The organism is Paenarthrobacter sp. CC6, from assembly GCF_040560085.1.
In the GTDB taxonomy this organism is placed as follows: Bacteria; Actinomycetota; Actinomycetes; order Actinomycetales; family Micrococcaceae; genus Arthrobacter; species Arthrobacter nicotinovorans.
This window is the reverse complement of sequence record NZ_JARDAN010000005.1, coordinates 140,624-166,242: the sequence shown is the minus strand read 5'-3', so window position 1 is coordinate 166,242 and position 25,619 is coordinate 140,624. Positions and strand designations below refer to the sequence as shown.

The 25,619-nt window shown below is 64.7% G+C and carries 17 protein-coding genes; 5 read left to right on the top strand and 12 right to left on the bottom strand.

From position 1 onward, the window contains the following. Positions 1-120: 120 nt before the first annotated feature. Both PV760_RS03245 and PV760_RS03240 read left to right on the top strand, forming a co-directional pair. Positions 121-831, top strand: coding sequence for a hypothetical protein (locus PV760_RS03245; protein ID WP_354627129.1), 711 nt, complete (start codon positions 121-123; stop codon positions 829-831). Between the two features lie 157 nt (positions 832-988). Further along, the gene (locus PV760_RS03240; RefSeq protein WP_020608514.1) at positions 989-2,287 is read left to right on the top strand and encodes a Y-family DNA polymerase; all 1,299 of its coding nucleotides are present in this window, start codon (positions 989-991) and stop codon (positions 2,285-2,287) included. A gap of 13 nt (positions 2,288-2,300) precedes the next feature. Here the strand turns inward: PV760_RS03240 and PV760_RS03235 are convergent, their stop codons facing one another. The 3 genes from PV760_RS03235 to nirB are packed head-to-tail and all read right to left on the bottom strand — an operon-like array spanning position 2,301 to position 7,130. Then, positions 2,301-3,458 (bottom strand): uroporphyrinogen-III synthase, encoded by a 1,158-nt coding sequence (locus tag PV760_RS03235; protein ID WP_055974960.1) that lies wholly within the window; start codon positions 3,456-3,458, stop codon positions 2,301-2,303. Positions 3,459-3,470: 12 nt separating this feature from the next. Beyond that, positions 3,471-4,505: a uroporphyrinogen-III C-methyltransferase gene (gene cobA / locus PV760_RS03230; RefSeq protein WP_275778696.1), complete on the bottom strand. Its 1,035-nt coding sequence runs from the start codon at positions 4,503-4,505 to the stop codon at positions 3,471-3,473. Positions 4,506-4,517: 12 nt separating this feature from the next. Continuing rightward, entirely contained in the window at positions 4,518-7,130 is a 2,613-nt protein-coding gene (nirB, locus tag PV760_RS03225; RefSeq protein ID WP_055974963.1) for a nitrite reductase large subunit NirB, read from the bottom strand. Positions 7,131-7,411: 281 nt separating this feature from the next. On the opposite strand from nirB, the gene nirD reads away from it, so the two are divergent. Then, positions 7,412-7,792 carry a nitrite reductase small subunit NirD gene (gene nirD, locus PV760_RS03220; RefSeq protein WP_018777379.1) on the top strand — a complete coding sequence of 127 codons (381 nt, stop codon included), beginning with the start codon at positions 7,412-7,414 and terminating at the stop codon, positions 7,790-7,792. Between the two features lie 4 nt (positions 7,793-7,796). Here the strand turns inward: nirD and PV760_RS03215 are convergent, their stop codons facing one another. From PV760_RS03215 to PV760_RS03200, 4 genes are all read right to left on the bottom strand, one after another. Beyond that, entirely contained in the window at positions 7,797-9,542 is a 1,746-nt protein-coding gene (locus PV760_RS03215; protein WP_354627128.1) for a phospho-sugar mutase, read from the bottom strand. Positions 9,543-9,681: 139 nt separating this feature from the next. Continuing rightward, positions 9,682-11,304, bottom strand: coding sequence for a glycoside hydrolase family 32 protein (locus PV760_RS03210; RefSeq protein WP_354627127.1), 1,623 nt, complete (start codon positions 11,302-11,304; stop codon positions 9,682-9,684). A gap of 93 nt (positions 11,305-11,397) precedes the next feature. Then, positions 11,398-12,999: a glycoside hydrolase family 68 protein gene (locus PV760_RS03205; RefSeq protein WP_354627126.1), complete on the bottom strand. Its 1,602-nt coding sequence runs from the start codon at positions 12,997-12,999 to the stop codon at positions 11,398-11,400. 467 nt (positions 13,000-13,466) lie between these two features. Further along, a complete protein-coding gene (locus PV760_RS03200; RefSeq protein ID WP_018777383.1) occupies positions 13,467-14,267 on the bottom strand; it encodes a purine-nucleoside phosphorylase in 801 nt (266 codons plus the stop codon). Between the two features lie 116 nt (positions 14,268-14,383). Here PV760_RS03200 and PV760_RS03195 point away from each other — a divergent pair, with 116 nt between their 5' ends. Next, the gene (locus PV760_RS03195) at positions 14,384-15,793 is read left to right on the top strand and encodes an NAD(P)H-quinone dehydrogenase (RefSeq protein ID WP_026267116.1); all 1,410 of its coding nucleotides are present in this window, start codon (positions 14,384-14,386) and stop codon (positions 15,791-15,793) included. 94 nt (positions 15,794-15,887) lie between these two features. On the opposite strand, the gene PV760_RS03190 is transcribed toward PV760_RS03195, so the two are convergent. The 4 genes from PV760_RS03190 to PV760_RS03175 form a co-directional block, all read right to left on the bottom strand. Continuing rightward, on the bottom strand, positions 15,888-16,637 hold the full coding sequence (locus PV760_RS03190) for an MBL fold metallo-hydrolase (protein ID WP_354627125.1): 750 nt from the start codon (positions 16,635-16,637) through the stop codon (positions 15,888-15,890). 91 nt (positions 16,638-16,728) lie between these two features. Continuing rightward, positions 16,729-18,291, bottom strand: coding sequence for an FAD-dependent oxidoreductase (locus PV760_RS03185; RefSeq protein ID WP_354627124.1), 1,563 nt, complete (start codon positions 18,289-18,291; stop codon positions 16,729-16,731). Next, positions 18,288-20,492: a molybdopterin oxidoreductase family protein gene (locus PV760_RS03180; RefSeq protein WP_055974980.1), complete on the bottom strand. Its 2,205-nt coding sequence runs from the start codon at positions 20,490-20,492 to the stop codon at positions 18,288-18,290. The genes PV760_RS03185 and PV760_RS03180 overlap by 4 nt, the downstream gene beginning before the upstream one ends. Next, positions 20,493-21,905, bottom strand: coding sequence for an MFS transporter (locus PV760_RS03175; protein ID WP_018777388.1), 1,413 nt, complete (start codon positions 21,903-21,905; stop codon positions 20,493-20,495). It abuts the gene before it with no gap. A 294-nt stretch (positions 21,906-22,199) separates the two neighbouring features. On the opposite strand from PV760_RS03175, the gene PV760_RS03170 reads away from it, so the two are divergent. Beyond that, positions 22,200-23,609, top strand: coding sequence for an MFS transporter (locus PV760_RS03170; RefSeq protein WP_026267117.1), 1,410 nt, complete (start codon positions 22,200-22,202; stop codon positions 23,607-23,609). An 81-nt stretch (positions 23,610-23,690) separates the two neighbouring features. Here the strand turns inward: PV760_RS03170 and PV760_RS03165 are convergent, their stop codons facing one another. After that, positions 23,691-25,505: an acetyl/propionyl/methylcrotonyl-CoA carboxylase subunit alpha gene (locus PV760_RS03165; RefSeq protein ID WP_189075860.1), complete on the bottom strand. Its 1,815-nt coding sequence runs from the start codon at positions 25,503-25,505 to the stop codon at positions 23,691-23,693. Positions 25,506-25,619: the final 114 nt, after the last annotated feature.

The following is a 25,619-nucleotide window of genomic DNA, read 5'->3' as shown; positions in this document are numbered from 1 at the left end:
AAATATCCCGCTCTTCGGACTTTTCCGCAGTCCGGAGGGCGGGATGTTTCGTAACGTGCGCAATAAGGCCTGCGCAAACAGCCCCGGCTCCTCGTTGGCTCCGCTGGCCAAAGCTCCACGATGACGTCAAAAGCGTGGTTGGATGGCGGTGTGCAGAAACGGTTGCCGGGCGATGATGTAACGGAGACCCGGTTGGGCGCTTCACGGATGGGGGCGGAGGTTTCCGCGGAAACGGACTCGGCGCGATCTACCGCAGCGCGGCGGCGCCTCAAGTGGGGCATCGTGTTGGCCCTCGTCTCGGTGCTGCTGGGAGTAGCAGCCCAAGCTTCCGCAGCGTGGGTCAGTGATTCATGGCCTGAGGTTCTGGTCTACTTCGTCATGCCGGGGTGGGCGCTCATTCTGTGTGGTCACCTTCTGAGCGGGGCTGCCGCCTTGGCAGCGCTGGTTCTGCTGGTACCGGCGCTGGTCGCACGGATTCCACGCGGCCGGATCCGTCGGCTGACTGCCGTTCTTGCAGTTCTGGCCAGTGCCACGGCGGCTCTGCCGTGGTCTATTTATGCTGCCGGCATGGAGCTAGCCGCCGCGGCGGCAACATACGCCCAAGTGACGGCAAGCAGCGGAGACAGTGTCGTCGTCGAACAATCAGGTTTCGATCCACAAACCTATTCCGTTTACTCACAAAAATCGTGGGGACTCTGGCAACGAACTGTCCCGTGGCTGTCCGCCACAGAGGTCTTCGACCCCAATGACTGCATACTGACGGACGGAAGCAGCAACCTTGTGCTCCACTGCGGAGCCGATGGCATCGTGGTGCCGCGCATGGGTGATTAGCCAAGCCCTTTCCTCCTGAAGCGGGCTCAATTGCTCAAAGAAGTTTCGTTGTCGGTGGGTGGCGGTACAGTTGACTTATTCGAACATATCTTCGAATCAGCGGCGTGTCCTCCTATTTTCCGAGGTCGCGCATGTTAGTGACCAATCGAGGAGGATCATGTCCAGGCCGGCCCTTATGCACACGATGCAGGAGATCGCCCACGTGGACATCAATTGTTTCTATGCCTCAGCAGAACGGGCCTTCAATCCCGCGTTGGAGGGCAAACCCCTGATCGTGCTCTCCAACAATGACGGTTGCGCCGTGACGAGGTCGCCGGAGGCGAAGCAGCTTGGCATCGGGCTGGGCGACCCATGGTTCAAGCTGGCTCCACGGGCCAAGGAATGGGGGCTCATTGCGCTGTCCAGCAACTACGAACTATACGGAGACATCAGCTCGCGCGTCATGGAGCTATTGCGGCGCTACTCGGCGTGGCAAGAGGTCTATTCGATCGACGAAGCGTTCCTGGGCGTCAAGGGCCGGCCAGAGGAGTTGCTGCAGCTGGGGCGAACCATCAAGGATGCTTGCCGCAGGAACGTTGGAGTTCCGGTGTGCGTCGGAATCGCCCGCACCAAAACGCTTGCCAAGCTGGCCAACAAATGGGCCAAACACAATCCGGCTTTCAACGGCGTGTGCCGTTGGGATTCGGTTCCTGAAGCCCGGCGCGAAGCGCTCATGGCCCGGCTGTCCGTCATCGAGATCTGGGGCGTGGCTACCAGGCTCACCAAGCGGCTGAATGCGATGGGCATCTTTTCAATCCTGGACCTGGTTCGGGCAGATCCCGTGGCCCTCCGGGACAAGTTCTCCATCGTCATGATGCGCACCGTCCTGGAACTGCAGGGAACGCCGTGCATCCCCATGGAAGAGGAAAGGATCGGACGGGACCAGCTGATCTTCTCGCGTTCGTTCTCGACGCCGATTACGACGGCGGCCCAGCTGCGGCAGGTGCTCAGCGTCTACGGGCAGATGGCCAGCGCCAGGCTGGCCAAGCACGACCTCCAAGCCAAGCTGCTGACGGCGTTCGCAGCAACGTCGGTGTACAACCCGAACGACAAATCGTTTCCTGCTGTGAACGTCAAGCTGCCCATGCCCACCGCCGATCCCGTGCTGCTCACCAAGGCTGCGCACGCCCTGGTCCCCAAAATCCAGGAGGGCGTCAGGTACGCCAAGGCCGGAATCATGGTCACCGACCTCCGTCCCAGCGGCAACCAGAAGCCCTTGGAGATCTTCGAGAACCGCCACGAGGAACGGGGTATCGGAAGCTTGCTGGAGGAGGTCAGCAAACGCTATGGCCGCGGCTCCATCGGATTGGGGCATGCCGGCATCAAGGGCGGCCCGGACTGGTCAATGAAGAGGGATATGCTCAGCCCCCGCTACACCACCAACTGGGATGAACTGCCCTTGGTGAAAGCGGCGTAGCAGGGCCGCAACCCTAGGCCCGCAGCCGATATCCGCGTTTGACCACTGTTTCCACGAGCTTGCCGTCCGGGAGCGCGGACCGAAGCCGGCTGACCGTCATGTCCAAGGCGTGCACGGAACCGCGCAGATCCAACAGGTCAGAGAGCGCCTCACGCGACAAGACCGCGCCGCCCGCGCCGAGCAACGCCCGCAACAGCAGGAGGGGAGCGGGGGCCAGCTCCACCACTTCGCCGTTGATCCGCAGGCACCGTCCGCGCAGCTCGATGGTGGCACTCTTCGTCTCCAGGCGGCGGACATGGTTCAAGGACAAGTGCTCGGTCACAAGCCGAATAAGCGCACCCATGCGGTAACGGTCGGGGATCAGGGGCGTCAGCCCGGCGTCGACCAGGGGCTGGGCAGTCACCGGCCCGACCGCGGCCACCGTCACCGGGCCCTTGAGCGCTTCAATGAGCTGTCGGTAGAGGCCCATCTCATGCGCCGTGCTCCACATGGCGTCCACTGCCGGGGCGCTGGTGAAGGTCAGGACGTCCAGGTTCCCATTGACCACGGCCTCGATCAGGCGCGGCAACTTGTCCTCACCATCGGGCTTCACCCACCGGTAGGGAGTTACCGTCAGCACGGTCGCGCCGGACATGCGGAGCCGCTCGAGCTGGCGAACGTCCGTGTACCCGTGCAACTGCACAGCCACGGTCTTGCCGCGAACTCCCTCCACCAGCAGCATGTCCACCAAGGTTGCGGTGGTTTCGTCGCTGCTGATTCCGACGTCGGCAAGCCCGGCCGCGCGGACTGCACCGCGGGCCTTGGGCCCCCTGACGAACATGCGGCAGGCGGACAAGGTCTCCAGGAGCTGCTCGCCGATGCCAAAAGAATCGGCCGCCTCGCACCAGCGGCGCATGCCGTAGGCGGTGGTGGCGATGCAAATATCCGGCTTCGCTTCGATGATGGTCCGGGTGTCCTCTACGAGGATCATGTCCTCCTGGACCGGGGCGATCTTCAGGGCAGGGGCGTGCAGGACACTGGCGCCGCGCCTCTCCAGGGCCTCGATGAGGTCACGGGAACGGCGGTGCGAGGTGACGCCGATGCGGAATCCGTCCAAGGGCGCCTCGGGCGCCTCGGAAGTGTCCGGAGCGGCATTGGGGTCCAGGCTTTCGATGGCACGTGCAACAGTCATGTGTTCTTACCTTCAGGCTTCAAGAAGCGAAGCCGCGAGTCGGCTCAGTTCAGCGGATGCTTCGGCGTGGTTCCGGTTGGCCTCCGCCACCCGGACCACCTCGCCGATCACCAGCACGGCAGGGTTGCTGCAGCCGGTCGCTGCTGTTTCGATACTACCGAGGTCGGCAATTGTGGTGCGTTGGCCGGGCCGATACCCACGTTCCACCACAGCCATCGGCATTTCACGATCCATCCCTGCTCGACGCAGTCCGGCGGCCAACTGGGGGAGAGTACCGATGCCCATGAGGACAATGATCGTCCCGCCGAGTCCGGCAAGGTGGGTGTGCTCCTTTTCCGTCAGGGGCGCGTGCCCTGACACTACCGTGAACATGTGGCTCACTTCGCGGTGCGTCACCGGGATGCCCGCGGCAGCAGGCACGGAGATGGCGCTGGTGACGCCGGAAATCACCCGGACCGGAACACCGGCCGCAACACAAGCGGCTACCTCTTCCCCGCCCCGACCGAAGACGTAGGGGTCACCGCCCTTGAGCCTGACCACGTTCTTGCCCAGCAGCGCCGCTTCCACCATGAGCTTCTCAATGTCGCGCTGCGTCACCTTGTGCAGGCCGGGCTGCTTCCCCACATCCACGAGGTCCGCGGAGGTCAGGCCCGCCAGCTCCTGGTAGGGGGCCAGACGGTCGAAGAAGACGACGTCTGCATCCCGCAAAGCATCGACAGCGCCCACGGTAAGCAGCTCAAGGCTTCCGGGCCCTCCGCCCACCAATGTCACGTGGCCCTCGGCGCCCGGCTGCGGCTCGAACGCAACAGGGATGCCGGCCTCACGGCACCGGTCCACCAGCGCACCCCAGCCGTCGTCGCCGTCGTCCACTACCGCCACCAGGAACGGACGCTCGGGGAGCTGGCCGTCGGCCGGTGCGCCGTCGGGCGTGCTTAGCCGGTAGACGTTGGCTCCGGCGCTCCGATAGCGGCGGACGGCCTGGCGGGCGGTTTTGTCGGATCCTGTGACCAGGACATCACGGTCGGTCAGGTCAATGGTGAGCTGCATGGGGACCCCTTGTTATTCGCTGCGGACCGGGATGGTGGAGGCGATGAGCACGCCGCCCTTTTCTTCGTTCGTGGCAGGGCGGATCTGGCCGCGCTCCGGAACGAAGGAGATGGACTCGTCCTTTTGGTTGGGGGCGTTGACGAAGGAACGGAAACGGCGGAGGCGCTCGGGATCCTTCAACGTCTCGGCCCACTCGTCCTCGTAGGTGTCGATGTGCTTGGCCATGGCGGCCTCGAGCTCAGCGGCAATGCCCAGGGAGTCGTGGACCACCACGTCCTCGACGTGCTTGATGTCGCCGTCGAGTTCTTCCTGCCAGCGGGCAGTGCGCTGCAGGCGGTCGGCCGTCCGGATGTAGTACATCAGGTAACGGTCGATGTACTTCAGCAGCGTTTCGTCGTCCAGGTCCTTGGCAAGCAGTTTGGCGTGCGCCGGAGTGGCACCACCGTTGCCGCCAACGTAAAGGTTCCAGCCGTCCGCGGTGGCGATCACGCCGACGTCCTTGCCCCGGGCTTCGGCGCACTCGCGGGCGCAACCGGAAACACCCATCTTGAGCTTGTGCGGGCTGCGCAGGCCCCGGTAGCGCAGTTCCAGTGCGATGGCCATGGCCACGGAATCCTGGACACCGAAGCGGCACCACGTGGATCCAACACAGGACTTCACCGTGCGCAGGCTCTTGCCGTAAGCCTGGCCGGACTCGAAGCCGGCGTCCACCAGTTCCTTCCAGATATCCGGCAGTTGCTCAAGGCGGGCACCGAACATATCTATGCGCTGGCCGCCGGTGATCTTGGTGTACAGGTTGTACTTCTCAGCCACCGCAGCGATGACACCTAGCCCCTTGGGCGTAATCTCGCCGCCGGCGATGCGGGGAACCACGGAGTAGGTGCCGTCCTTCTGCATGTTCGCAAGGGCGCGGTCGTTGGTGTCCTGCAGGGAACCACGCCCGGCGTCCAGGACGTAGGCGGAGTGCTGGCTGGCCAGGATGGAAGCGATGGTCGGCTTGCAGATGTCGCAACCGGCACCAGTGCCGTACTTGGCCATGATGTCTTCGAAGGACGTGAGCTCCAGGACACGGATGGCATCGAAGAGTTCCTGGCGGGAAAGGCTGATGTGCTCGCAGAGGGCCTTGGAGACCTCGATGCCGGACTTGGTGAGTTCGCCTTCCAGGAGCTTCTTCAGCATCGGAACGCAGGAACCGCACTGGGTTCCGGCACGGGTGCAGCCCTTGAGTTCGCTGAGTTCCTGCACCGGGGCGTTGCCTTCACAGGCGCCGCAGCCGTTGATGGTGTCACGGATGGTTCCGGCGGCCACGTTGTTGCACGAGCACAGGATCGCGTCATCGGGAAGTTCAGTCTCCGGAGCCTCGCCACCACCGGCGGCGCTCAGGTAGGCACCCGGTTCGGCGGACAGCTCGCGGCCCAGGAGCGGGCGAAGGCTCATGTAGGGCGAAGCGTCGCCCACGAAGATGCCACCCAGGAGGGTCTTTGCGTCGTCGGTAGTAACGATCTTCTGGTAAACGCCGCGAGCGGGGTCGGCGTAGACGATTTCAAGTGCGTGTTCGGTCCTGGCGAAGGCATCGCCGAAGCTGGCAACGTCCACACCGGACAACTTCAGCTTGGTGGCAGTGTCAAAACCGGGGAATGTCGCCTCACCGCCGTGCAGCCGGTCCGCCACGATCTCGGCCATGGTGTTGGCGGGAGCCACGAGGCCCAGGCACATGCCCTCGAAGTTGGCCACTTCGCCGATGGCCCAGATGCCCTCCACTTCGGTGGCACAGAAATCGTTGATGACCACGCCGCCGCGCTGGCCCAGGCTGAAGAGCTGCTCTTCGCCTTCGGCTGCGCGGAACAGTTCGTCGCGGGGCCTGACACCGATGGCCACAATCACGAGGTCGGCGTCGATGGTGCGTCCGTCAGCCATCAGGACTCCGGTGACCTGGCCGTCGTCGTCCGTTTTCACTTCGGAGGGGAAGACACCGCCGTGCACTTCGAACCCCTTGGCCGCGATCAAGCGGCCCAAAGCCTGGCCGGCGCCTTCGTCCAATTGGGTGTTCATCAGCCACGGCGAGCCGTTGATGACCACAGGCGTCGCCCCGAGTTGCTCCGTGCCGGCAGCCGATTCGAGTCCCAGGAGGCCGCCGCCGATGGTTACCGCGTTGACCTTCCGGCCGAGTTTCGCGGTCAATTCCTCGATGGCCTTGTTGATGGACCAAACGTCCTCAAGCGTGCGGTAAACGTGGGTGTGCTCGGACCCGGGAATGGGGAGCCGGGCGGCATCGGAACCCGTAGCGACCACCAAATGGTCATATCCGTAAACGTTGCCCGCCGCGGTCACCACGTTCCGGGCAACGGGATCAATCCTGACCGCGCGCTCGCCGGTCTTCAACTCCACCGCCTGGTGGTCCCACATGGAGGCGTCGCCCAAGGTGAGGTCGACGTCGGTTTCGGTGAGGGCCTTGCTCAATGCCACGCGGTCGTAGGGGAGGTGTGCCTCCTCGGTCAGTACCGTGAGCTGCCAACCTTCAAGACCGCGATTGACCATGGCGTCGGTGAAACGGTGGGCAGCAGGTCCGCCGCCGATAACGACGACGCGGCGTGGAGTCACTGTGCTTGAAGTGTGTCCGGTCACTGGTGGGCCTTTCGCAGATGTTGCAGACGGATCTCCGCAACTTGTGATCCCAGCCTAGGGACGGGCAGTTTCGCTTCAGTTTCCCTTTTGTTTCGTGGTCTTAACTTCTGCATCACGAACGCGTTTCAGCTCGTGTGAGGTGTCTTTTACCCGCCGGACACAAACGAGCACCCCGGCTGAAACACCCCGGTCCTAGCGTGGAGGAGTGGCTGCAAGCGTGGCCCGGTCCGGGGAGTGATGACCGAATATGCCAGCACCCGGACACAGTGAGAGGGGCTGAAATGACCGTAATTCTGGACCGTGCCGAGACTCTTGACAGTGCCGGGGGCCCGGCCGCAGCCGCCACCTGGCACCGTGTGTGCCCGCTGGACGAACTTGAGCCCGCCTGGGGAGAAGCAGCACTGATCGAAGGCCGGCAGGTTGCCCTGTTCCGCACCGGGCCTTCGGAAGTCTTCGCCGTAGCCCAGCAGGACCCGGCGACACTCGCCAACGTCATGGCGCGCGGCATCATCGGGTCCCGCGGAAGCCGGCCCACCATCGCCTCGCCGCTTCACAAAGAGGTTTACGACCTTGAAACGGGGGAGTGCTTCACCAATCCCGAGCTCCGCCTTGACGCGTTCGCTACACGCTTGGTGGACGGCTTCGTTGAGGTCGGGCTCTAGGAAGTTACTGTCCCAGTGCTTCGCGGACATCCCTGAGGACATCGTCCAGGGAGGTCCGCGCGGCTTGGCGTGCTTCCGCGAGTTCCGCCGCGGATTCCACAGGGCGGATCACTTCGAGGTAGCACTTGAGCTTCGGTTCGGTGCCGCTGGGCCGGATAATGACACGGCTCTGGTCGCGAGTGATGTACAGCAGCCCATCCGTCGGAGGAAGGTTGTCGCTGCCTTCGGCCAGGTCAACGGAAACCTCCACCGTGGACCCTCCGAACGCTTCAGGCGGGTTGACCCGGAGCCGGTTCATCATGGCGTCGAGAAGACCCAGGTCAGCAACCCGGATGCTCAATTGATCGCTCGCGTGAAGGCCGTGCACGAGGTAGAGGTCGTCCAGGGTGTCGAAGATCGTCCTGCCTTCAGCTTTGGCGGCTGCCGCCAGCTCGGCGATCAGCACAGCGGCTGAAATACCGTCCTTGTCCCTGACCAGCTCCGGTGCCACACAGTAGCCCAGGGCTTCCTCGTAACCGTAGGTGAGGCCCGGCACGCGGGAAATCCACTTGAAACCCGTGAGTGTTTCTTCGTGGGCGTAGCCTGCGGCGGCTGCAATCCGCGAGAGCAGCCGTGAAGAAACGATCGAGTTGGCGAATACGCCGGCGTGCGGCTCGTCGGGTGCGGCAGCGGCCAAACGCGCCACAATGTGCGCTCCCAGGAGGGCTCCGACTTCATCGCCACGCAGCATGCGCCAGGCATTGGTCGCGGGGTCCAAGGCAGCGACGGCGGCGCGGTCGGCGTCGGGATCATTGGCCAGCACGATGTCCGCGCCGGCAGCAGCCGCCGCAGCGAGCGCCAGGTCCAACGCTCCGGGTTCTTCCGGGTTCGGAAAAGCGACGGTGGGGAAGTCGGGGTCCGGCTCGGCCTGCTCGGCCACCAGGGTGACGTCGCTGAACCCTGCCGCATTCAGGACGGAGACGGCCGTCCCGCCGCCCACCCCGTGCATCGGAGTCAGGACAATCTTCAGCTCCCGCGCCGGGAAGTGTTCACGGTCGACCAGCCCGGCCATTGCGGATTCGTAGTCCGAGGCGATGGACGTCGGCAGTACTGACCAGCCGGAATCGGCCAACTCGATGGACTCCAAGGCACCGACGGCCTCGATCTTCGCCGCGATTTTGGCGTCGTACGGTGCGACGATCTGGGCACCCCGGCCGCTCTCGGACACCGCATGGCGGCCCAAGTAGACCTTGTAGCCGTTGTCCTGCGGCGGGTTGTGGCTGGCAGTGACCATCACGCCGCCGTCGCAGTCGAGGTTCCTGACCGCGTAGGCGAGCAACGGCGTCGGAAGCGCGGCCGGCATGAGGAACGTTTCGATGCCCGCGGCTGTGAATATGGCGGCCGTTTCTTCCGCGAAGATGTCCGAGTTGTGGCGGGCGTCGAAACCGACGACGGCGCGTGGCCGGGTTCCCGGGGCCGCCGCGGCGACGGTTTCGGTGAGGAAGGCCGCCAGGCCCGCGGCTGCCCGTCGGACGACCACGCGGTTCATGCGGTTCGGACCTGGACCGAGGGCTGCGCGGAGGCCTGCCGTGCCGAACTGGAGGGTGCCGTTGAAGCTGTCGCCCAGCTCCTGGGCAGCTCCCGCATCGCCCGCGCCGGCGAGGTCGGCGAGCTCCAGGAGCGCCGCCGTCGTCGTCGGGTCCGGGTCTTGGGAAGCCCAGTGGCGGGCGTCGGTGATCAGCTGTTCAAATGCGGCATCGCTGGATGTCATAGGGTCAAAACTATCCTCATTGCGCACAGCAAGGGCAACGCGGGGTCGGATATGGCCCATAAACAGGGTCGGGCAACGCGGGGTCGGATATGGCCCATAAACAGGGTCGTAATGGGCCATATCCGACCCCGCGTTGCTTTTAGAGGGGACGGGATTGCACCGAGATGGTGGATTCGCCGTCCACGCTGAACACTGATGATCCCGTAGCGTCCCAATCCGGGAAGAACGTGTCCGATATGACGGCCACGCCATCCTGGGCGAAGACTTCCACGGACGAGGCATCGAGGAGGATGGTGAGCCGGACTTTCCCGTCGCTCCCGGCAGAAGGAAGCGGGACTTGGTGGTACGGGCTGAATTTCTCTGAGAAGTTGGTGGTTCCCGCCTGCGAACGGTCGACCTTCAGGGTCCGGGTTTCGTTGGTGTAGGAGACGCGCAAGCCGGAGGTGCCGTCGGGGGATTGGCGCAGGATGACCCCGGCCTCCTTGGACGATCCAAGGTCCAGCTCCAGTTCGATCAGCTGGCTGCGTCCCGTGAAGTCCGCTCCCAGGTCCTGGACTGGGGAGCCGATGGTGAGGTTTTTCCTTCTGACCTCACCGCTGCGGCGTTCCAGGGCCTCCCTGGCTGCGGTGGCGATGGCCGAGCGCAGCTCGTAACGGTGCCCGCCCCGGACCAGCGTCAGCTCCCTGGGAATCGCCATGGAACCCCGCCAGGGTGTCGTGGGAACGTGCTGGGCGTAGTCCCAGTTGCCCATCCAGCCCAGCAGCACGGGCTTTTCCCCTGGCGCGCCGGAAATGGAGTTCGCCGCGTAGTAGTCCGCGCCGTGGTCGAGCCATTGTGAGTCGCTGAGGGGTGCGTCCGGGGCTGCCGCGTTCTCTGCTGTGAAGTGTGTGCCGTCGAATTCGCCCACGAAGTACTGCATGCCCGAACCTCCAGCGATGCCGCCGGGGTTGATGCTCAGCAGCATGACCCACTTCTTGGCGGTTGAGCCTTCCACGTTCATCCTGACAAGCTCGGGCACTTCCCAGAGTCCTCCTTGCGCACCCGCGCCGGAGAAATCGCTGAGGTAGTCCCAGTGGAGCAGGTCGGTGGACTTGAAGAGCTTGACCACCTGGGCGTCTGCCACCACCGTGGTCATCACCCAGTACTGGCCCGGCTCGTACCAGAAGACCTTGGGGTCCCGGAAGTTGTTGTTGGTAGGCGTGAGGTTGAGGACTGGATTGCCCTGGTATTTCTGCCATTTGGTGCCGCCGTCAAGGCTGTAGGCGACGGACTGGGCCTGGGCGCCTTGGGGGAGCGCGCCGTTCTTGCCGTAAGCGCTGGTGTAAAGGGCAACCATGGGCGGATTTTCCGCCGAACCGAGGCCCGAGGCGTTCTTGGTGTCCATCACCATGCAGCCGGAGAAGATCTCTTCCTCGCCGCTCGCCTCCATGGCCAGAGGCTGCTGCTCCCAGTGCACCAGGTCGGTGCTGGTGGAGTGGCCCCAGGACATGTTGCCCCACGAGTTCGCACGCGGGTTGTACTGGTAGAACGCGTGGTAGGTGCCGTCGTGGTAGACCAGTCCGTTGGGGTCGTTGAGCCAGTTCTTTTCGGCTGTCAGGTGCGCCACGGGACGCCACGGGTCTGAAGGCGTAGGCGTCCGGCCCGCCGGGGTGGGGGACGGCGTCGGGCCGGCTGTGCAGGAGGCAGCAGCGAAAGAGACCACGACGGCGGCACTTGCGGCCAGCATCCGGCGGCGGGACAGGAGGGGGTTGGGGTAAGTCATGGGGAGAAATCCTGAAGGGTTGGGGGTGGCAGGGGTGCCGGCTCTTATGGAACCGGCACCCCTGCCGTGGCCTGACGGCCGGGGTGTGCCGGCCTACTTGTAGAGGCCTTCACCGCCAACGCGGACGTTGGTGGGCAGGTAGCCGAACGGACCGAGGCCGTTCTGGCCGAAGCTGCGGTCAACCTGGGTCACGCCGCCCTTGAAGTTCATCTTCACGGTGGGTGACAGGGAGCCGCCGCGGACGCCGTCGACGTTGTCGATGAACGACTGGACGAGGCCGCCGGGCTGCACGTAGTGCGAGTAGGCCTGGAACTGCCGCCCGTTCTGGCGGGGGTCGGGACCCTCCGGTGCGTTGGCCGGCATGTTCAGGTCCGTGGGCGAGCCCAGGGCCAGCCCGCTGTTGTTCACCGGCTGGTAGTCGGAGCGGACGCCGTCGCCTACGAAGCCGTAGACGCCGTCGGGGCCACGCATGCCGTCGGCATAGGTGAACTGGTGGCTGATGGTGAACAGGTAGTACTTGTTCTTGCCGTTCTCGTTCTGGATGAAGATCTGCGGACGCTCAGTCTGGTCGTTGACGCAGTTCGCTGACAGGATCGGGGGCAGGAAGGTCCACTTTGTGAGGTCCTTGTTGTCCGCTACTGCCAGGCCCACGTTGGCGGTCTGGTACCAGGCGCCGGTGGTGCTGTTGACCTGGTGGACGGTCTCGGCGTGGGGATCGCCGGGCCGGTAGCCCAGGTCTTCCTGCTTGCACTTGTAGGAGCCGCGGGTGCCGCCGGTGTTGCCTTCGAACACCATGTAGGTTTTGCCCGGGTGCGCAGGGTCGCTGAAGGTGTACGGATCACGGAACGCGAAGCCCGGGTTTTGGGCCTTGTTCTGGTAGAGCTTTCCGTCCGGTTCCAGCAGCTTGGTGTGCTGGAAGCCGTCGAAGGTCACGCCGTTCTTGGTGGCGTGGATGTTGCCCAGGGCTTTGGCGATCGCGGCGTCGGGAGCGATCCCGCCACCGCCTGCGTTCCGTTCGGCGACGTCGTAGAACGTGGTGGCCGTGTAGAACACATTGATCTTGTTGCCCTGCATAAGGCGGGTGGAACCGGACCATTCGGTGTTGCCGATGGAGGTGTTGTCCAGGAACAGGTGTCCGCCGTAGTTCCACTTGTCCTTGGCGGGATCGGCGTTGGTCTTCCGGAAGAAGTAGCCGATCCGGGCGTTCCAGTGGCGTTGGTCGAAGCCGTAGCCGGCGTGCCGGTCGGCAACCAGGGCGAAGATGACATCCCAGCCCTTGTAGCTGATCTGGTTGGCGTTCTCGTCAGTCAATGACCAGGTGTCCCAAACCCAGACGTCGTCGTTCATGGCGGGGAAGTCCTTGGGGATTTCCGGCATGGTGACGTTGGGGCTCATGGAGTTCTGGCCGGGTGTCACATTCGTGTTGCTCTGGGCCATGATCTGTTTGGCGTCGGCGCGCGTCCATTTGGACGTGAAGTCCGCGGCCGGGTCATAGGCCTGCTGGGTGTGCTGGCTCGGCAGCGGGAAGCCGGGCGTGGGCGCCGGCATGGTGCTCGACGGCGGATCGGCCGGCAGGTTTGCCTGTGCCGCCGGCGTGACCAGCAGGATGCTGCCCGCCACGCTGGCTGCTGCTGCGACGGCTACTGCCCGTCGCAGACGGCGCCGCGGCCGTTGAGGGGTTGAGTGCGTGTTCATGCTTGCTCTTCTCGCGGAGTGTTGGACTTCGTGGAGTGGGGCGCATGCCCTGTTCCCCGGTTGGGGATCTCTACTCCGGCGTCCCTCGATCCGCTGGTGGCGTCTTCGAGGGACGCCATCGTTTCGAGGTGGCGGTGAGCCCGTCAGGGCGCTCGCCGCACATGGCTCCGGCACATCGACTTACCGGAGCACACTCCACGCTAGACACGTGTTAGGCCGCAAATCAAAGGGTGTTTCGTGGGTCGTCCGGGCTACCCGCCGGTAGATGCGCAAGCGCTTACATTGCCAACGGGCGCGCGTGCCACAGGCCAGCGTCAGGAATCAAATGTTGCGCAATAAATCTTATTTAATCCGGGAATTTACTGTGCGTTTACTTTCGGCCGTGCCTGTTAGCGTGCACACTCCATTGACGGTTAAACAACAATGCGCGGGCACCCAGGCGGTGGCCGCGCATTGTTGCTGGTGGATCAGAGCTTGGCGATGATTTCCGCCAGGAGCTTGGAGATACGCTTTCCGGCCGCCTGTCCCGCTTCCAGTACCTCGGCGTGGCTGAGGGGAACCGGGCTGATGCCTGCAGCGAGGTTGGTAACCAAGGAGATACCGAAGACTTCCATGCCCGCGTGCCGGCCGGCAATTGCCTCCAGCGCGGTGGACATTCCTACCAGGTCCGCTCCGATCCGCTTGGCGTACTGCACCTCGGCGGGTGTCTCGTAGTGCGGACCGGTGAACTGCGCGTACACGCCCTCCTGCAGGGAGGAATCAACCTCACGGGCCAGCGTACGGATGCGCGAGGAGTAGAGGTCCGTGAGGTCCACGAACGTGGCGCCCTCCAGCGGCGATGTTGCTGTGAGGTTGATGTGGTCGCTGATGAGTACCGGAGTGCCCGGGGTCCAATCCTCGTTGAGTCCGCCGCAGCCGTTGGTCAGTACCAGCGTCTTGCATCCGGCGGCTGCCGCAGTGCGTACGCCGTGCACGACAGAGCGGACGCCGCGGCCTTCGTAGTAGTGCGTCCTGGCGCCAAGGACCAAAGCTCGCTTGCCCTCCTTGGTGAGGACGGAGCGGATAGTGCCGACGTGCCCCACCACGGCTGGTTTGTGGAAGCCCGGGACCTCCGAGGCGTTCAGTGTGGCCGTCGTTTCGCCGATCAGATCGGCGGCTTCGGCCCAGCCGGATCCGAGCACCAGCGCTACGTCGTGGGACTCGACGCCGGTCTCCGCGGCTATGAAGTCTGCGGCGGCCTGTGCGGCTTCGAAAGGGTCTGTGTTCATCAGCTCAGTGTTACTCACTGGTACAAGCTACCTTGCCGCCAGCCGAATCAGGTAGGGGCACAGGTGAGGGTGGGCTGACTGGCAGCCACGGAGGCAATGAGCGAGAATTGAGGATTGTGACCACCCAAGTTGACTTCAGTGCCCCCCGTATCGCGATCCTGGGAGGTGGTCCCGGCGGATACGAAGCTGCCATGGTAGCCGCCTCGCTCGGCGCCCACGTCACCATCATTGAGCGTGCCGGCCTCGGCGGATCCGCCGTGCTGACCGACGTCGTGCCTTCCAAGACCCTGATCGCCACCGCCGACCTCATGACCCGCGTGGGTGAGGCGGACGAGCTGGGAGTCAAGTTCGACGGCGACGGCACGGCCTCCAAGCCCCGCGCCGACCTCAAGCACATCAACGACCGCGTCCTGAACCTCGCCCACGGCCAGTCCAACGACATCCGCGCCGGCCTCGAGCGCTTGGGCGTGGAAATCGTCATTGGCTCCGGCCGGCTGCTGGACAACAACACCATTGAGGTCCTGACCCTCGAAGGAACCCGGACCATCGACGCCGACGCCATCCTCCTGGCCGTCGGCGCCCACCCGCGCGAACTTCCCACTGCAAAGCCCGACGGCGAGCGCATCCTCAACTGGGCCCAGATCTACAACCTGGACGAACTGCCCGAGGAACTGATCGTGGTGGGTTCGGGTGTGACCGGCGCCGAATTCGCCTCCGCCTACAACGGCCTGGGCTCCAAGGTCACCCTCATCTCCAGCCGCGACCAGGTCCTCCCCGGCGAGGACACCGACGCCGCCAAACTGCTGGAAGGCGTCTTCGAGCGCCGCGGCGTGCGCGTTTTGTCCAAGTCGCGGGCCAACGCGGTAGAGCGGACGGACGACGGCGTGAAGGTCACCTTGGGTGACGGTTCCGTCGTCACGGGCTCACACTGCCTGGTATGTGTCGGATCCATCCCGAATACGGCCGGCGTCGGACTCGAGGAAGCCGGCGTAACGCTGACCGAATCCGGGCACATCAAGGTTGACGGCGTTTCCCGCACCACGGCCCCCAACATCTACGCTGCCGGCGACTGCACGGGTGTTTTCGCGTTGGCTTCCGTCGCTGCCATGCAGGGCCGCATCGCGATCGCACACTTCATGGGCGACGGCGTGAAGCCGCTCAAGCTCAACCAGGTGGCGTCCAACATCTTCACGTCCCCGGAGATCGCCTCCGTGGGCGTTTCGGAGGCCGACCTCGCGTCCGGTAAGTACCAGGGCGATGTCGTGATGCTGTCCCTGCTCAGCAACGCCCGTGCCAAGATGCGCAACACCAAGGACGGCTTCGTCAAGATCATCGCCCGCAAGGGATCCGGCACCGTCATTGGTGGCGTGGTGGTGGGGCCGAACGCTTCGGAACTGATCTTCCCCATCTCCGTGGCCGTGACCCAGAAACTGCATGTTGACGACGTCGCTAGCGCTTTCACCGTGTACCCGTCGCTGACAGGATCCATCTCGGAAGCTGCACGACGCCTTCACGTGCACATGTAATTCCAGCGCAGACGCCCGTTTCGGGGCTTCGCTGCGGGCCATGCCGTACGAGCGGCATGATCCGCAGCGAGCCATCGAAACGGGTTTTGCGTTCCTAGGAGCGCAGCTGGTTCACCGCTTCGGCCACGGGCAGGTGCAGCGCGGGTCCGTGCCCCGGGAGGACCACGCGTGCTTGGACTTCCTCCAGCCGGCCGGTTGCTTCGAGGGCGGCCGCAGGATCGTGGTGGAACATCCTGTGCAGCATCTGCGGGCCTTGCCTGCTGCTGATCGGATGCCCGCTGACAAATGTGTCTCCTACGGCAATCGCTCCGGCATCCGGCAGCAGGATCGCTACGTTGCCCGGAGTGTGGCCCGGCACTGCAATCGGCGTGGGTTTGCCCGGAAGGCCGGCGAGCCTGTCCTGGGTCCAGGCTTCTGCATGCGTGGCCGGCTCTGCCTGCAGGGCCTTTGCCTTGATGACGTGGAGCATCCAGCGGAACACCTTCGGACGCCACACCTGGGCCAGGACCTGGCCCAGGGTGACTTGGTGCTTCTCCTTGCCTTGGACGTGGGCAAGTTCTTCGGGGGAGCACAGGATGGCTGTGCCGAAGGTTCTTGAGAAGTAGGCGGCCGATCCCGTGTGGTCCACGTGTCCATGGGTGATGAGCATGGCTTTGGCATCGGCAGGGTCCAGGCCGAGTTCGCGGACAGACTGCAGCACCAGGTCGCGGTCGGCGGGGTAACCGCTGTCGATCAGGATGAAGCCGGAGTCGTCCGTTGGGGCCGGTGCACTACGGACGATGAGCCAGTTGGATGCGGGTCCTTCGACGAAGTGGACGCCGGGCGCGGGTTCGGAGATGTTCACTCCGGAAGTTTAGACCGTCTGTTTCGATGCCTCGCTGCGCACAATGCCGAAGGCGCGGCACTGTGAGCAGCGAGGCCACGAAATGGCGGATTCAGGCGGTTGCGGCCTGGAAGTGCTTTTCGATGATCCCTTTGATGTCCTCATGGCATCCTCCGCAGCCGGTCCCTGCGCGGGTGGCCTTGGAAACCTCTCCTACGGTGCCGCAGCCAGCCAGCACGGAATCCTCAATGCTGGCCGCATTCACGCCAGCACAACGGCACACGGTCCGCTGGGGATCGTTGCTGGAGGCACCGGCGTCGAGGTGGTCGGGCCCGTCCAGCCGGAGCAGCAGGGAGCGGTCCGCGGGCAGCTCCGAGGAGCGTTCGAAGAGCATCACCAGTTCAGCGGCGGTGCGGGGCATTCCCACAGCCACCAGGCCCTCCAGCACTCCGCCGCGCGTGGTCATCTTGACGTAGCGGCCGTGCTCGGGGTCGGCCCATTGGGAGATCTGGCGTCGTGCACGTCCAGCCGCAGCGCCGGCTTCCAGGACTTCTTCGTCCCAGGGATCGGCTTGGTTGTCGCCTGCCATGGCCAGGTTGATGCCGCGGGCCTTCAGGATCACAACGCCGGGCTTTTCCGAGGGCAGGGGTTCCAGGGAGTCCGCGGCCGACTGGCCATCGCGGGCCAGGACCAACAGGTACTCCGCCAGCCATTCCGCCTGTCGCCAGCCCGGCCCCACCAGTCCTGAAGGGCCGCCCGCGGTCCGGCACTCCTTGCAGGAAGGATCGGCGCAATGGACTTCGGCGCAGTCACCGATCGCGAACATGTGAGGCTCGTGATGGGTCCGGAGGTGGTGGTCCACCAGGATGCCGGACGCCACGGGAAGCCCGCAGCCCTCGGCGAGTTCAAGGCGAGGGCGGACACCACAGGACAACACCAGCAGATCGCCGTCAATCGCGGATCCGTCATCGAGCAGCAGGGCCGAGAATGAGCCACCAGGACCTGCAGTCTCCACCCCGGTGGAGCGGGCATTGCCGGCCATCCGGACGCCACTTGCACGCAGGCTGTTGCTAAGGACGGACCCGCTGCCTCGGTCGATGCTGCGGGCCAAGGGGAAGGGGCCGTTGTGGACCACGGTGGCCTTGGCGCCCTCCTCCGAGGCTGCCAGTGCTGTTTCCAGGCCGAGGACGCCTCCGCCCAGGACGACAACCCGCTTCTGCTGCATAACCGCCGCACGAAGCACGGCGGCGTCCTGAAGATCGCGAAGCGTGATGACGCCGGGAGGAAGGACGGGGCCGGAAGGATCCGGGTTGAGCCCTGTGAGGTTGGGAATGACGGGTCGTGACCCGGTTGCGAACACCAGGCGGTCATAGTGCTCCGTGGTGCCGTCGGCGAGGACCACGTGCTGCCGGGCACGGTCGATCCTCTTGACCTTGACGCCCAGGCGGAGCTGCACGCCGTCGGCCTCCAGCCCGGGAACATCAGCCATGGCCAGTGCTTCGGCGCTCGTCCGCCCGACACCCAGTTCTGCCACCATCACGCGGTTGTACGCAGCGTCGCTTTCCTGACCGACCACCAGCAACTGCACGAGACCGGTCCGGACAGCGGGGAGAAGCTCCTCAACGAGCCGGGCAGCCACTGGCCCGAATCCTACGACGACAATGCGCTCGCTCATGAAGCCTCCTTGATGTGCAGTGGAATTCCCGCTCCGGCAGGAACGCCATCCAGGGTTCGTGAAGAGACCGCGCGCCGGACCCACACCCTGCTGGTCTTGAACTCCGGCATGCCGGAGATGGGATCTGTGGCCGACTCAGTCAGGCGGTTGGCATTTTCCTGGCCGGGGAAATGGAAGGGCAGGAACACAGTGTCGGGGCGGACCGAGGTGCTCAGCTCGGCCCGGCACAGGACTTCTCCCCGCTCATTGGTCACTGTGGCGTAATCGCCGTCGGAAATCCCTCGTGCTGCCGCGGTTCCTGGATGGATGAGGAGCCGTGCCTGGGGTTGGGCCGCCAGCAGCTCGGCAACTCGGCGGGTCTGGGCGCCGGACTGGTAGTGCTCCAGGAGGCGACCCGTAGCGAGCGCCAGGGAGTCGTCCGCAAATGAACGCGCAGCCCGTTTCGACGGCGTCACGGGAACCATCACGGCCCGGCCATCAGCGTGGGCAAAGCCGTCACCGAAGAGCCTCGGAGTGCCGGTGCTGCCGGTTGGATATGGCCAATAGGCTGCCTCGCCACGGTCCAGCATGGCGTAGTCGATGCCCGAGTAGTCCGCCAGGCCGCCGGCCGAGGCCAGGCGCAGCTCTTCGAAAACGGTCTCAGGGTCATCGCTGAACGTAGAAGGGGCTTCGAGCATCTCGGCGAGCCGGGCCATAAGCCACAACTCGCTGCGCACGCCCGGGGGAGGAGTGAGTGCCTTGCGACGGCGGATCACCCGGCCCTCCAGGTTGGTCAGGGTTCCTTCTTCCTCGGCCCACTGCGTGACAGGCAGGACCAGGTCCGCTTCGGCGGCCGTCTCGGACATGAAGAAGTCGCACACCACCAGGAAATCCAGGCTGCGCAAGCCCTGTGTCACGGCGTTGGTGTCCGGTGCGGAAACCACCACGTTGGCGCCGTGCACGAAAAGGCAGCGGACGCCGTCGGGCTGTCCCAGCGACTTGAGCAGTTCGACGGCGGGCAGGCCGGGTCCGGGGATCAGCGACTCGTCAACGCCCCAGACGCTGGCCACATGGGCACGCGCGGCGGGGTCGGTGATCTTGCGGTAGCCGGGCAGCTGGTCGGCTTTCTGTCCGTGTTCCCGGCCGCCTTGTCCGTTGCCCTGGCCGGTGAGGGTGCCGTAGCCGCTGCGGGCCGAGCCGGGCAGTCCGAGGAGGAGGCTTAGATTAATGGCTGCGGTGGCGGTATCGGTGCCGTCCACGTGCTGCTCCACGCCACGGCCGCTAAGGATGTAGCTGCCGCCCGCGCGGGCACCCTGGGCCAGGCGCCGGGCCGTTTCGCGGATGAGGTTGGCAGGGACGCCGGTGATGGACTGGACCCGCTCCGGCCAGAACGCGTTGAGGCTGCGCACCAGGGCTGAATATCCGCTGGTGCGTTCGGCGATGTATTCAGCGTCCACGAGCCCTTCGTGGACCACCACGTGCGAGATGCCCAACAGCAGTGCCAAATCGGTGCCGGGCGTCGGCTGCAGGTGGAGGCCGCCGCCGTCGGACGTGAACGCGGCGGTAGCCGAGCGGCGGGGGTCCACCACGATCAGCCCGCCGGCGTCGCGGGCGCCCTGGAGGTGCTGGACGAACGGGGGCATGGTCTCCGCGACGTTGGATCCGAGCATAAGGATGACCGACGCCGAATCGAGGTCGGTCACGGGGAAGGGGAGCCCGCGGTCCACTCCGAACGCCCGGTTGCCGGCGGCCGCGGCCGAGGACATGCAGAACCGGCCGTTGTAGTCGATGCGGGACGTGCGCAGTGCCAGGCGGGCGAATTTACCCAGCAGGTACGCCTTCTCGTTGGTGAGGCCGCCGCCGCCGAAGACCCCAACAGCGTCGTTCCCGTATTGCTGCTGGGTGTCTTTGACGGCTGCGGCGATCAGCATGAGGGCCTGGTCCCAGGAGATGGGCTGGTGGACGCCGTCGGATCCTTTGAGCATCGGCTCCGTGACCCGGCCGCTATGGCGCAACAACGACGCCGATGTCCAGCCTTTGCGGCACAGCCCGCCCCGGTTTGTGGGGAAGTCGCGCCCTGAAACCTCGAGCGGGACAACGGGGGTGGCCGGTTCTGCGGCGGGCGCTGCCGCTGTGCCTTGGACTGCGGGTGCAGCCGGGGTCAGCGTCATGGCGCACTGGAGCGCGCAGTAGGGGCAGTGGGTATCGGCGCCGTTGGGCATCTAGATGTGTCCGATCGTGTTGCGCTTCCGGGCAGGGCGGATGTAGCAGACCCAGCAGACGGTGAGCATCAGGACGTAGGCTCCGACAAAGCCGTAGAAGGCCGGGGTGTAGGAGCCGCTGGCTGTGTTGGATGCGTTGAGCACCTGCGGGATGACGAAGCCGCCATAGGCGCCGATCGCCGAGATCAGGCCGAGTGACGATGCTGCGAGGCGTGCTGTGGCGGCGCTGCTGGCGCCGGAGCGGGCAGCACGGCTGGACGTTGCGAAGATGACCGGGATCATGCGGTACGTCGCGCCGTTTCCGAAGCCGCTGGCCAGGAAGAGCAGCAGGAACAGGCTGAGGAAGAGCCAGAAGTTCTTCAGCGGCAGTGTCCAGATCATGGTCAACGTGATGACGGCCATGGAAGCGAACGAGGCGATGGTCATGCGTGCCCCGCCCATGCGGTCGGCCATGCGTCCGCCGTAGGGTCGGGCCAGGGAACCGACCAGCGGGCCGAGGAAAGCCAGGGACAAGGCCACAGCGCCAACGTGGATTGAGGAGAAGTCCGGGAAGTAGTCCTTGATCAGTTTGGGGAAGACGCCCGCGAAGCCGATGAACGAGCCAAAAGTTCCGATGTACAGGAACGCCATGATCCATAGGTGAGGTTCCTTGAGGGCGGCCAGTGAGCCGGCCACATCACCTTTGGCGCTGGTGAGGTTGTTCATGTATTTGTACGCGCCGAAGGCGGCGATGATGATCAGCGGTATCCAGATGATGCCCGCCATGGGCAGGTTGACGGTTCCGGCGGCCAGCAGGGTGATGGCGATGGGGACAACAAGCTGTGCGACGGCGGCACCGAGGTTGCCGCCGGCGGCGTTCAGGCCCAGCGCCCAACCCTTTTCGCGCGCCGGGTAGAAGAAAGTGATGTTCGCCATCGAGCTGGCGAAGTTGCCTCCACCGAAGCCTGCGAGGGCAGCGATGAGGAGCATGACACCGAAGGGTGTTTCGGGGTTCGACACGCAGATCGCCAGCCCGGTGGTGGGGATCAGGAGCAGGAGGGCCGAGACGATGGTCCAGTTCCGGCCACCGAACTTCGGAACCATGAAGGTGTAGGGAATGCGGAGTGTGGCGCCCACGAGGCTGGGGATGGAGATGAGCCAGAAGATCTGGTTGGAATCGAAGGTGAAGCCTGCCGCGGGGAGCTGGACCACCACGATGGACCACAGCTGCCAGACGACGAAGCCGAGGAATTCGGCAAAGATGGACCAGTACAGATTCCGCTTGGCGATGGACCGGCCTTCGGCTTCCCACTGGCCCTTGTCCTCGGCATCCCAGTTGGCAATCCAGCGGCCGGGGCGGTGCTCAAGGGCGGGGGTGGCAGCAGTGGTGGACTGGATGGGGGCCAGTGCATCTGCGGTGCTATCAACAGTCACGGAGTGCCTCCTTGGTGGGGGACGTTGTTCTTCCAAGGTAGGTTTGGCGCATTTCACGGACGGTCGCTGTTTGTAAACGCCCTGTGACATTTCCCTATCGGCGGGGTCACCAGCGCGTGAGACGGCGGTGAGGTAATGTGGCGCAGACCACATGGTGGGATTTTCTCGTTTGTCCGCATACTGGACTTGGTTGTCCAGTCAATGGACGGCGGGAACTATTATTGAACTCTCAAATAATCCTTCGCCGGGTAGGCTCTTAGGGCTTCGGCCGGCGTGAAAGAAAGCTGCAACTACATGTCTTCCACCGCACCATCCAAGGAAGGCGAGTCCACTAAACCAGTGAACTCGCGGGGCAAGGTGATCTTCGCGAGCCTGATCGGCACGACGATCGAGTTCTACGACTTCTACGCCTATGCCACCGCGTCGGTACTCGTCTTCCCCAAGCTCTTCTTCCCGGACGCCACCGACATCAACGCGCTGCTCAGCGCCTTCGCCATCTTCGGTGTCGCTTTCTTCGCGCGTCCCATCGGGGCAGTGGTCTTCGGACACTTTGGTGACAAGATCGGCCGCAAGGGCACCCTGGTTGCCTCACTGCTGACCATGGGTATTGCAACCTTCCTCATCGGCCTCCTGCCCACCGCCTCCATGCCCGGTTGGGCCATCCTCGCGCCGATCATGCTGGTCGTGCTCCGCTTCTTCCAAGGCCTCGCCCTGGGTGGCGAGTGGTCCGGTGCTGCCTTGCTCGCAACGGAGAACGCGCCTGAAGGCAAGCGCGCAATTTACGGTACGTTCCCGCAGCTGGGTGCGCCGATCGGTTTCATCATCGCCAACGTGATCTTCATCTGGATGAACGTGGCGCTCAGTGCTGATGAGTTCCTTGCCTGGGGTTGGCGCGTGCCGTTCATCCTCAGCGCCGTGCTGGTCATCGTCGGTCTCTACGTCCGCCTGAAGCTGGTGGAGAGCGTGTCCTTCACCAAGGTCATCGAGCAGGAGAAGGTCCAGAAGCTGCCCCTCGCTGCAACGCTCAAGAGCCACTGGCGCCCGGTCCTCGCTGGTACGTTCATCATGTTCGCCACGTACGTGCTCTTCTACATCATGACCACGTTCACGCTGTCCTACGGCACCAAGCCAACGTTGGCCGGCGCCCAGGCCGCAGCCGAAAAGGCCGGCAAGCCGATGACGGCCGAGCAGGTCGCCGCGTTCGTCCCCGGGCTGGGCATTACCCGCTCCGACTTCCTCTGGATGCTGATCATCGGCGTCGTCTTCTTCGGCATCTTCACTGTGGTTTCGGGCCCGCTGGCCGAGAAGTGGGGCCGCCGGAAGTTCCTGCTGGGCGTCACGGCCGGAATCTTCGTTTTCGGTGCCCTCTGGTTCACCATGTTTGGACCCGGCCAGGCCGCAGCCATGGTGGGCCTGATCGTGGGCTTCACCCTCATGGGCCTGACGTTCGGCCCGATGGCGGCGATCCTGCCGGAGCTCTTCCCGGCGAACGTGCGTTACACCGGCTCGGCTGTCGCCTACAACCTGTCGTCCATGATCGGAGCGGCCCCTGCGTCCTTCGTGGCCATCGCCCTGTGGTCGGCGGCAAACGGCAGCACTTGGTTGGTGGGCGTCTACATGGCCGCCGCTGCCGTGGTCACCTTCATTGCCTTGCTCCTCACCCGGGAGACCAAGGACACGGACTACGAGAACAACGTCGCCTAAGAACCTTAAGAACAAGCTGCCCAATAACGACGCCGGCCCCGCACCGAAAGGTGCGGGGCCGGCGTCGTTAAGCGTCGGTTCCTAGTCCTCGATGGTCGCGATGACCGCACCGGCGGCCACGGTTTCCCCGGCGCTGGCAGACAGGCCCCGGACGGTGCCCGACTTGTGGGCGGTGAGGGGCTGTTCCATCTTCATGGCTTCGAGGACCACGATCAGATCGCCCTCGGCCACCACGTCACCTTCGGAGGCCGCCACCTTGACGATGGTGCCCTGCATGGGCGAGGTCAGTGCATCGCCGCCGGCAGCGGCAGCCGCAGCACCTGCCGAGCGGGAACGCTTCTTGGACTTGCCGGACTTCGTACCCGTCCCGGCGGAGGCGGTGGCGACGCCGGCACCCAGGCCGGACGGCAGGACCACTTCAAGGCGCTTGCCGCCAACCTCGACGACGACGCGCTGGCGCTCGCCGGCGTCGGGCGTTCCGGCGTCTGCGCCCGCAGCAGACCAGGCCGGGATGCTGTTGACGAACTCGGTTTCGATCCAGCGGGTGTGGACCGAGAAGGGGCCCTCCGCGGGAGCGAAAGCAGGGTCGGTGACCACTGCGAGGTCGAACGGGATGACGGTGGGGATACCCTCCACCACCATTTCTTCCAGTGCGCGGCGTGAACGCTGGAGTGCTTGCTCGCGGGAAGCGCCGGTGACGACCAGCTTGGACAGCATGGAGTCGAAGTTGCCGCTGATGACGTCGCCCTGCTCGATGCCGGAATCCACGCGGACACCCGGGCCCGTGGGGTTCTTCAGGGTGGTGACCGTACCGGGCGCGGGCATGAAGTTCCGGCCCGGGTCTTCGCCGGTGATGCGGAACTCGAAGGAGTGGCCGCGGACCTCGGGGTCCTCGTAGCCAAGTGCCTCGCCGCGGGCAATGCGGAACTGCTCGCGGACAAGGTCAATGCCGGTGACCTCTTCGGAAACACAGTGCTCCACCTGGAGGCGCGTGTTGACCTCGAGGAAGGAAATGGTGCCGTCCTGGCCCACCAGGAACTCACAGGTTCCGGCACCCAGGTAGTTGGCTTCCTTGAGGATGGCCTTGGAGGATTCGTAGAGGCGCTTGTTCTGCTCTTCGCTCAGGTACGGGGCAGGGGCTTCTTCCACGAGCTTCTGGTTGCGGCGCTGCAACGAGCAGTCGCGGGTTGAGACCACTACCACGTTGCCGTAGGCGTCGGCCAGGCACTGGGTTTCGACGTGGCGGGGGGCGTCCAGGAACCGCTCGATGAAGCATTCGCCGCGGCCGAAGGCTGCAGTGGCTTCGCGGACGGCGGATTCGTAAAGCTCCGGAATTTCCTCCATGGTGCGCGCAACTTTGATGCCGCGCCCGCCGCCGCCAAACGCAGCCTTGATGGCGACCGGAAGGCCGAATTCTTCGGCAAACTTGAGGATTTCGTCCGCGGATTCCACGGGATCAGCCGTGCCGGGGACCAAGGGTGCGCCCACCTTTTCGGCAATGTGGCGGGCCTGGACCTTGTCGCCCAAAGCCGAAATGGCCTCAGGTGACGGGCCGATCCAGTTGATTCCGGCGTCGATGACCTTGGCGGCGAACTCGGCGTTCTCGGCCAGGAAGCCGTAGCCGGGGTGGATGGCATCCGCGCCCGACTGCTTGGCGACGTCGATGATCTTGTCCATCACCAGGTACGACTCAGCGGCCGTGTTCCCACCCAGGGCGTACGCTTCGTCGGCGAGGCGGACGTGGAGGGCGTCGCGGTCCGGGTCTGCGTAGACGGCTACGGAGGCAATGCCTTCGTCCCGGGCGGCTCGGATGATGCGGACCGCGATTTCGCCGCGGTTGGCAATCAAGACCTTGGTAAGAGGGCTGGAAATGGGCTGCGCCGGGTTAGCTGACAAGTTGTTGACTCCTTCTGTCCTTCAGGGAGCCTAGCGCGATTGTGAGGGTTCCGCCCATATTGATGGGGGATTCCGTGTGTGAGGTGATGTTCCTTTGTAGGGTTGCTACAAATT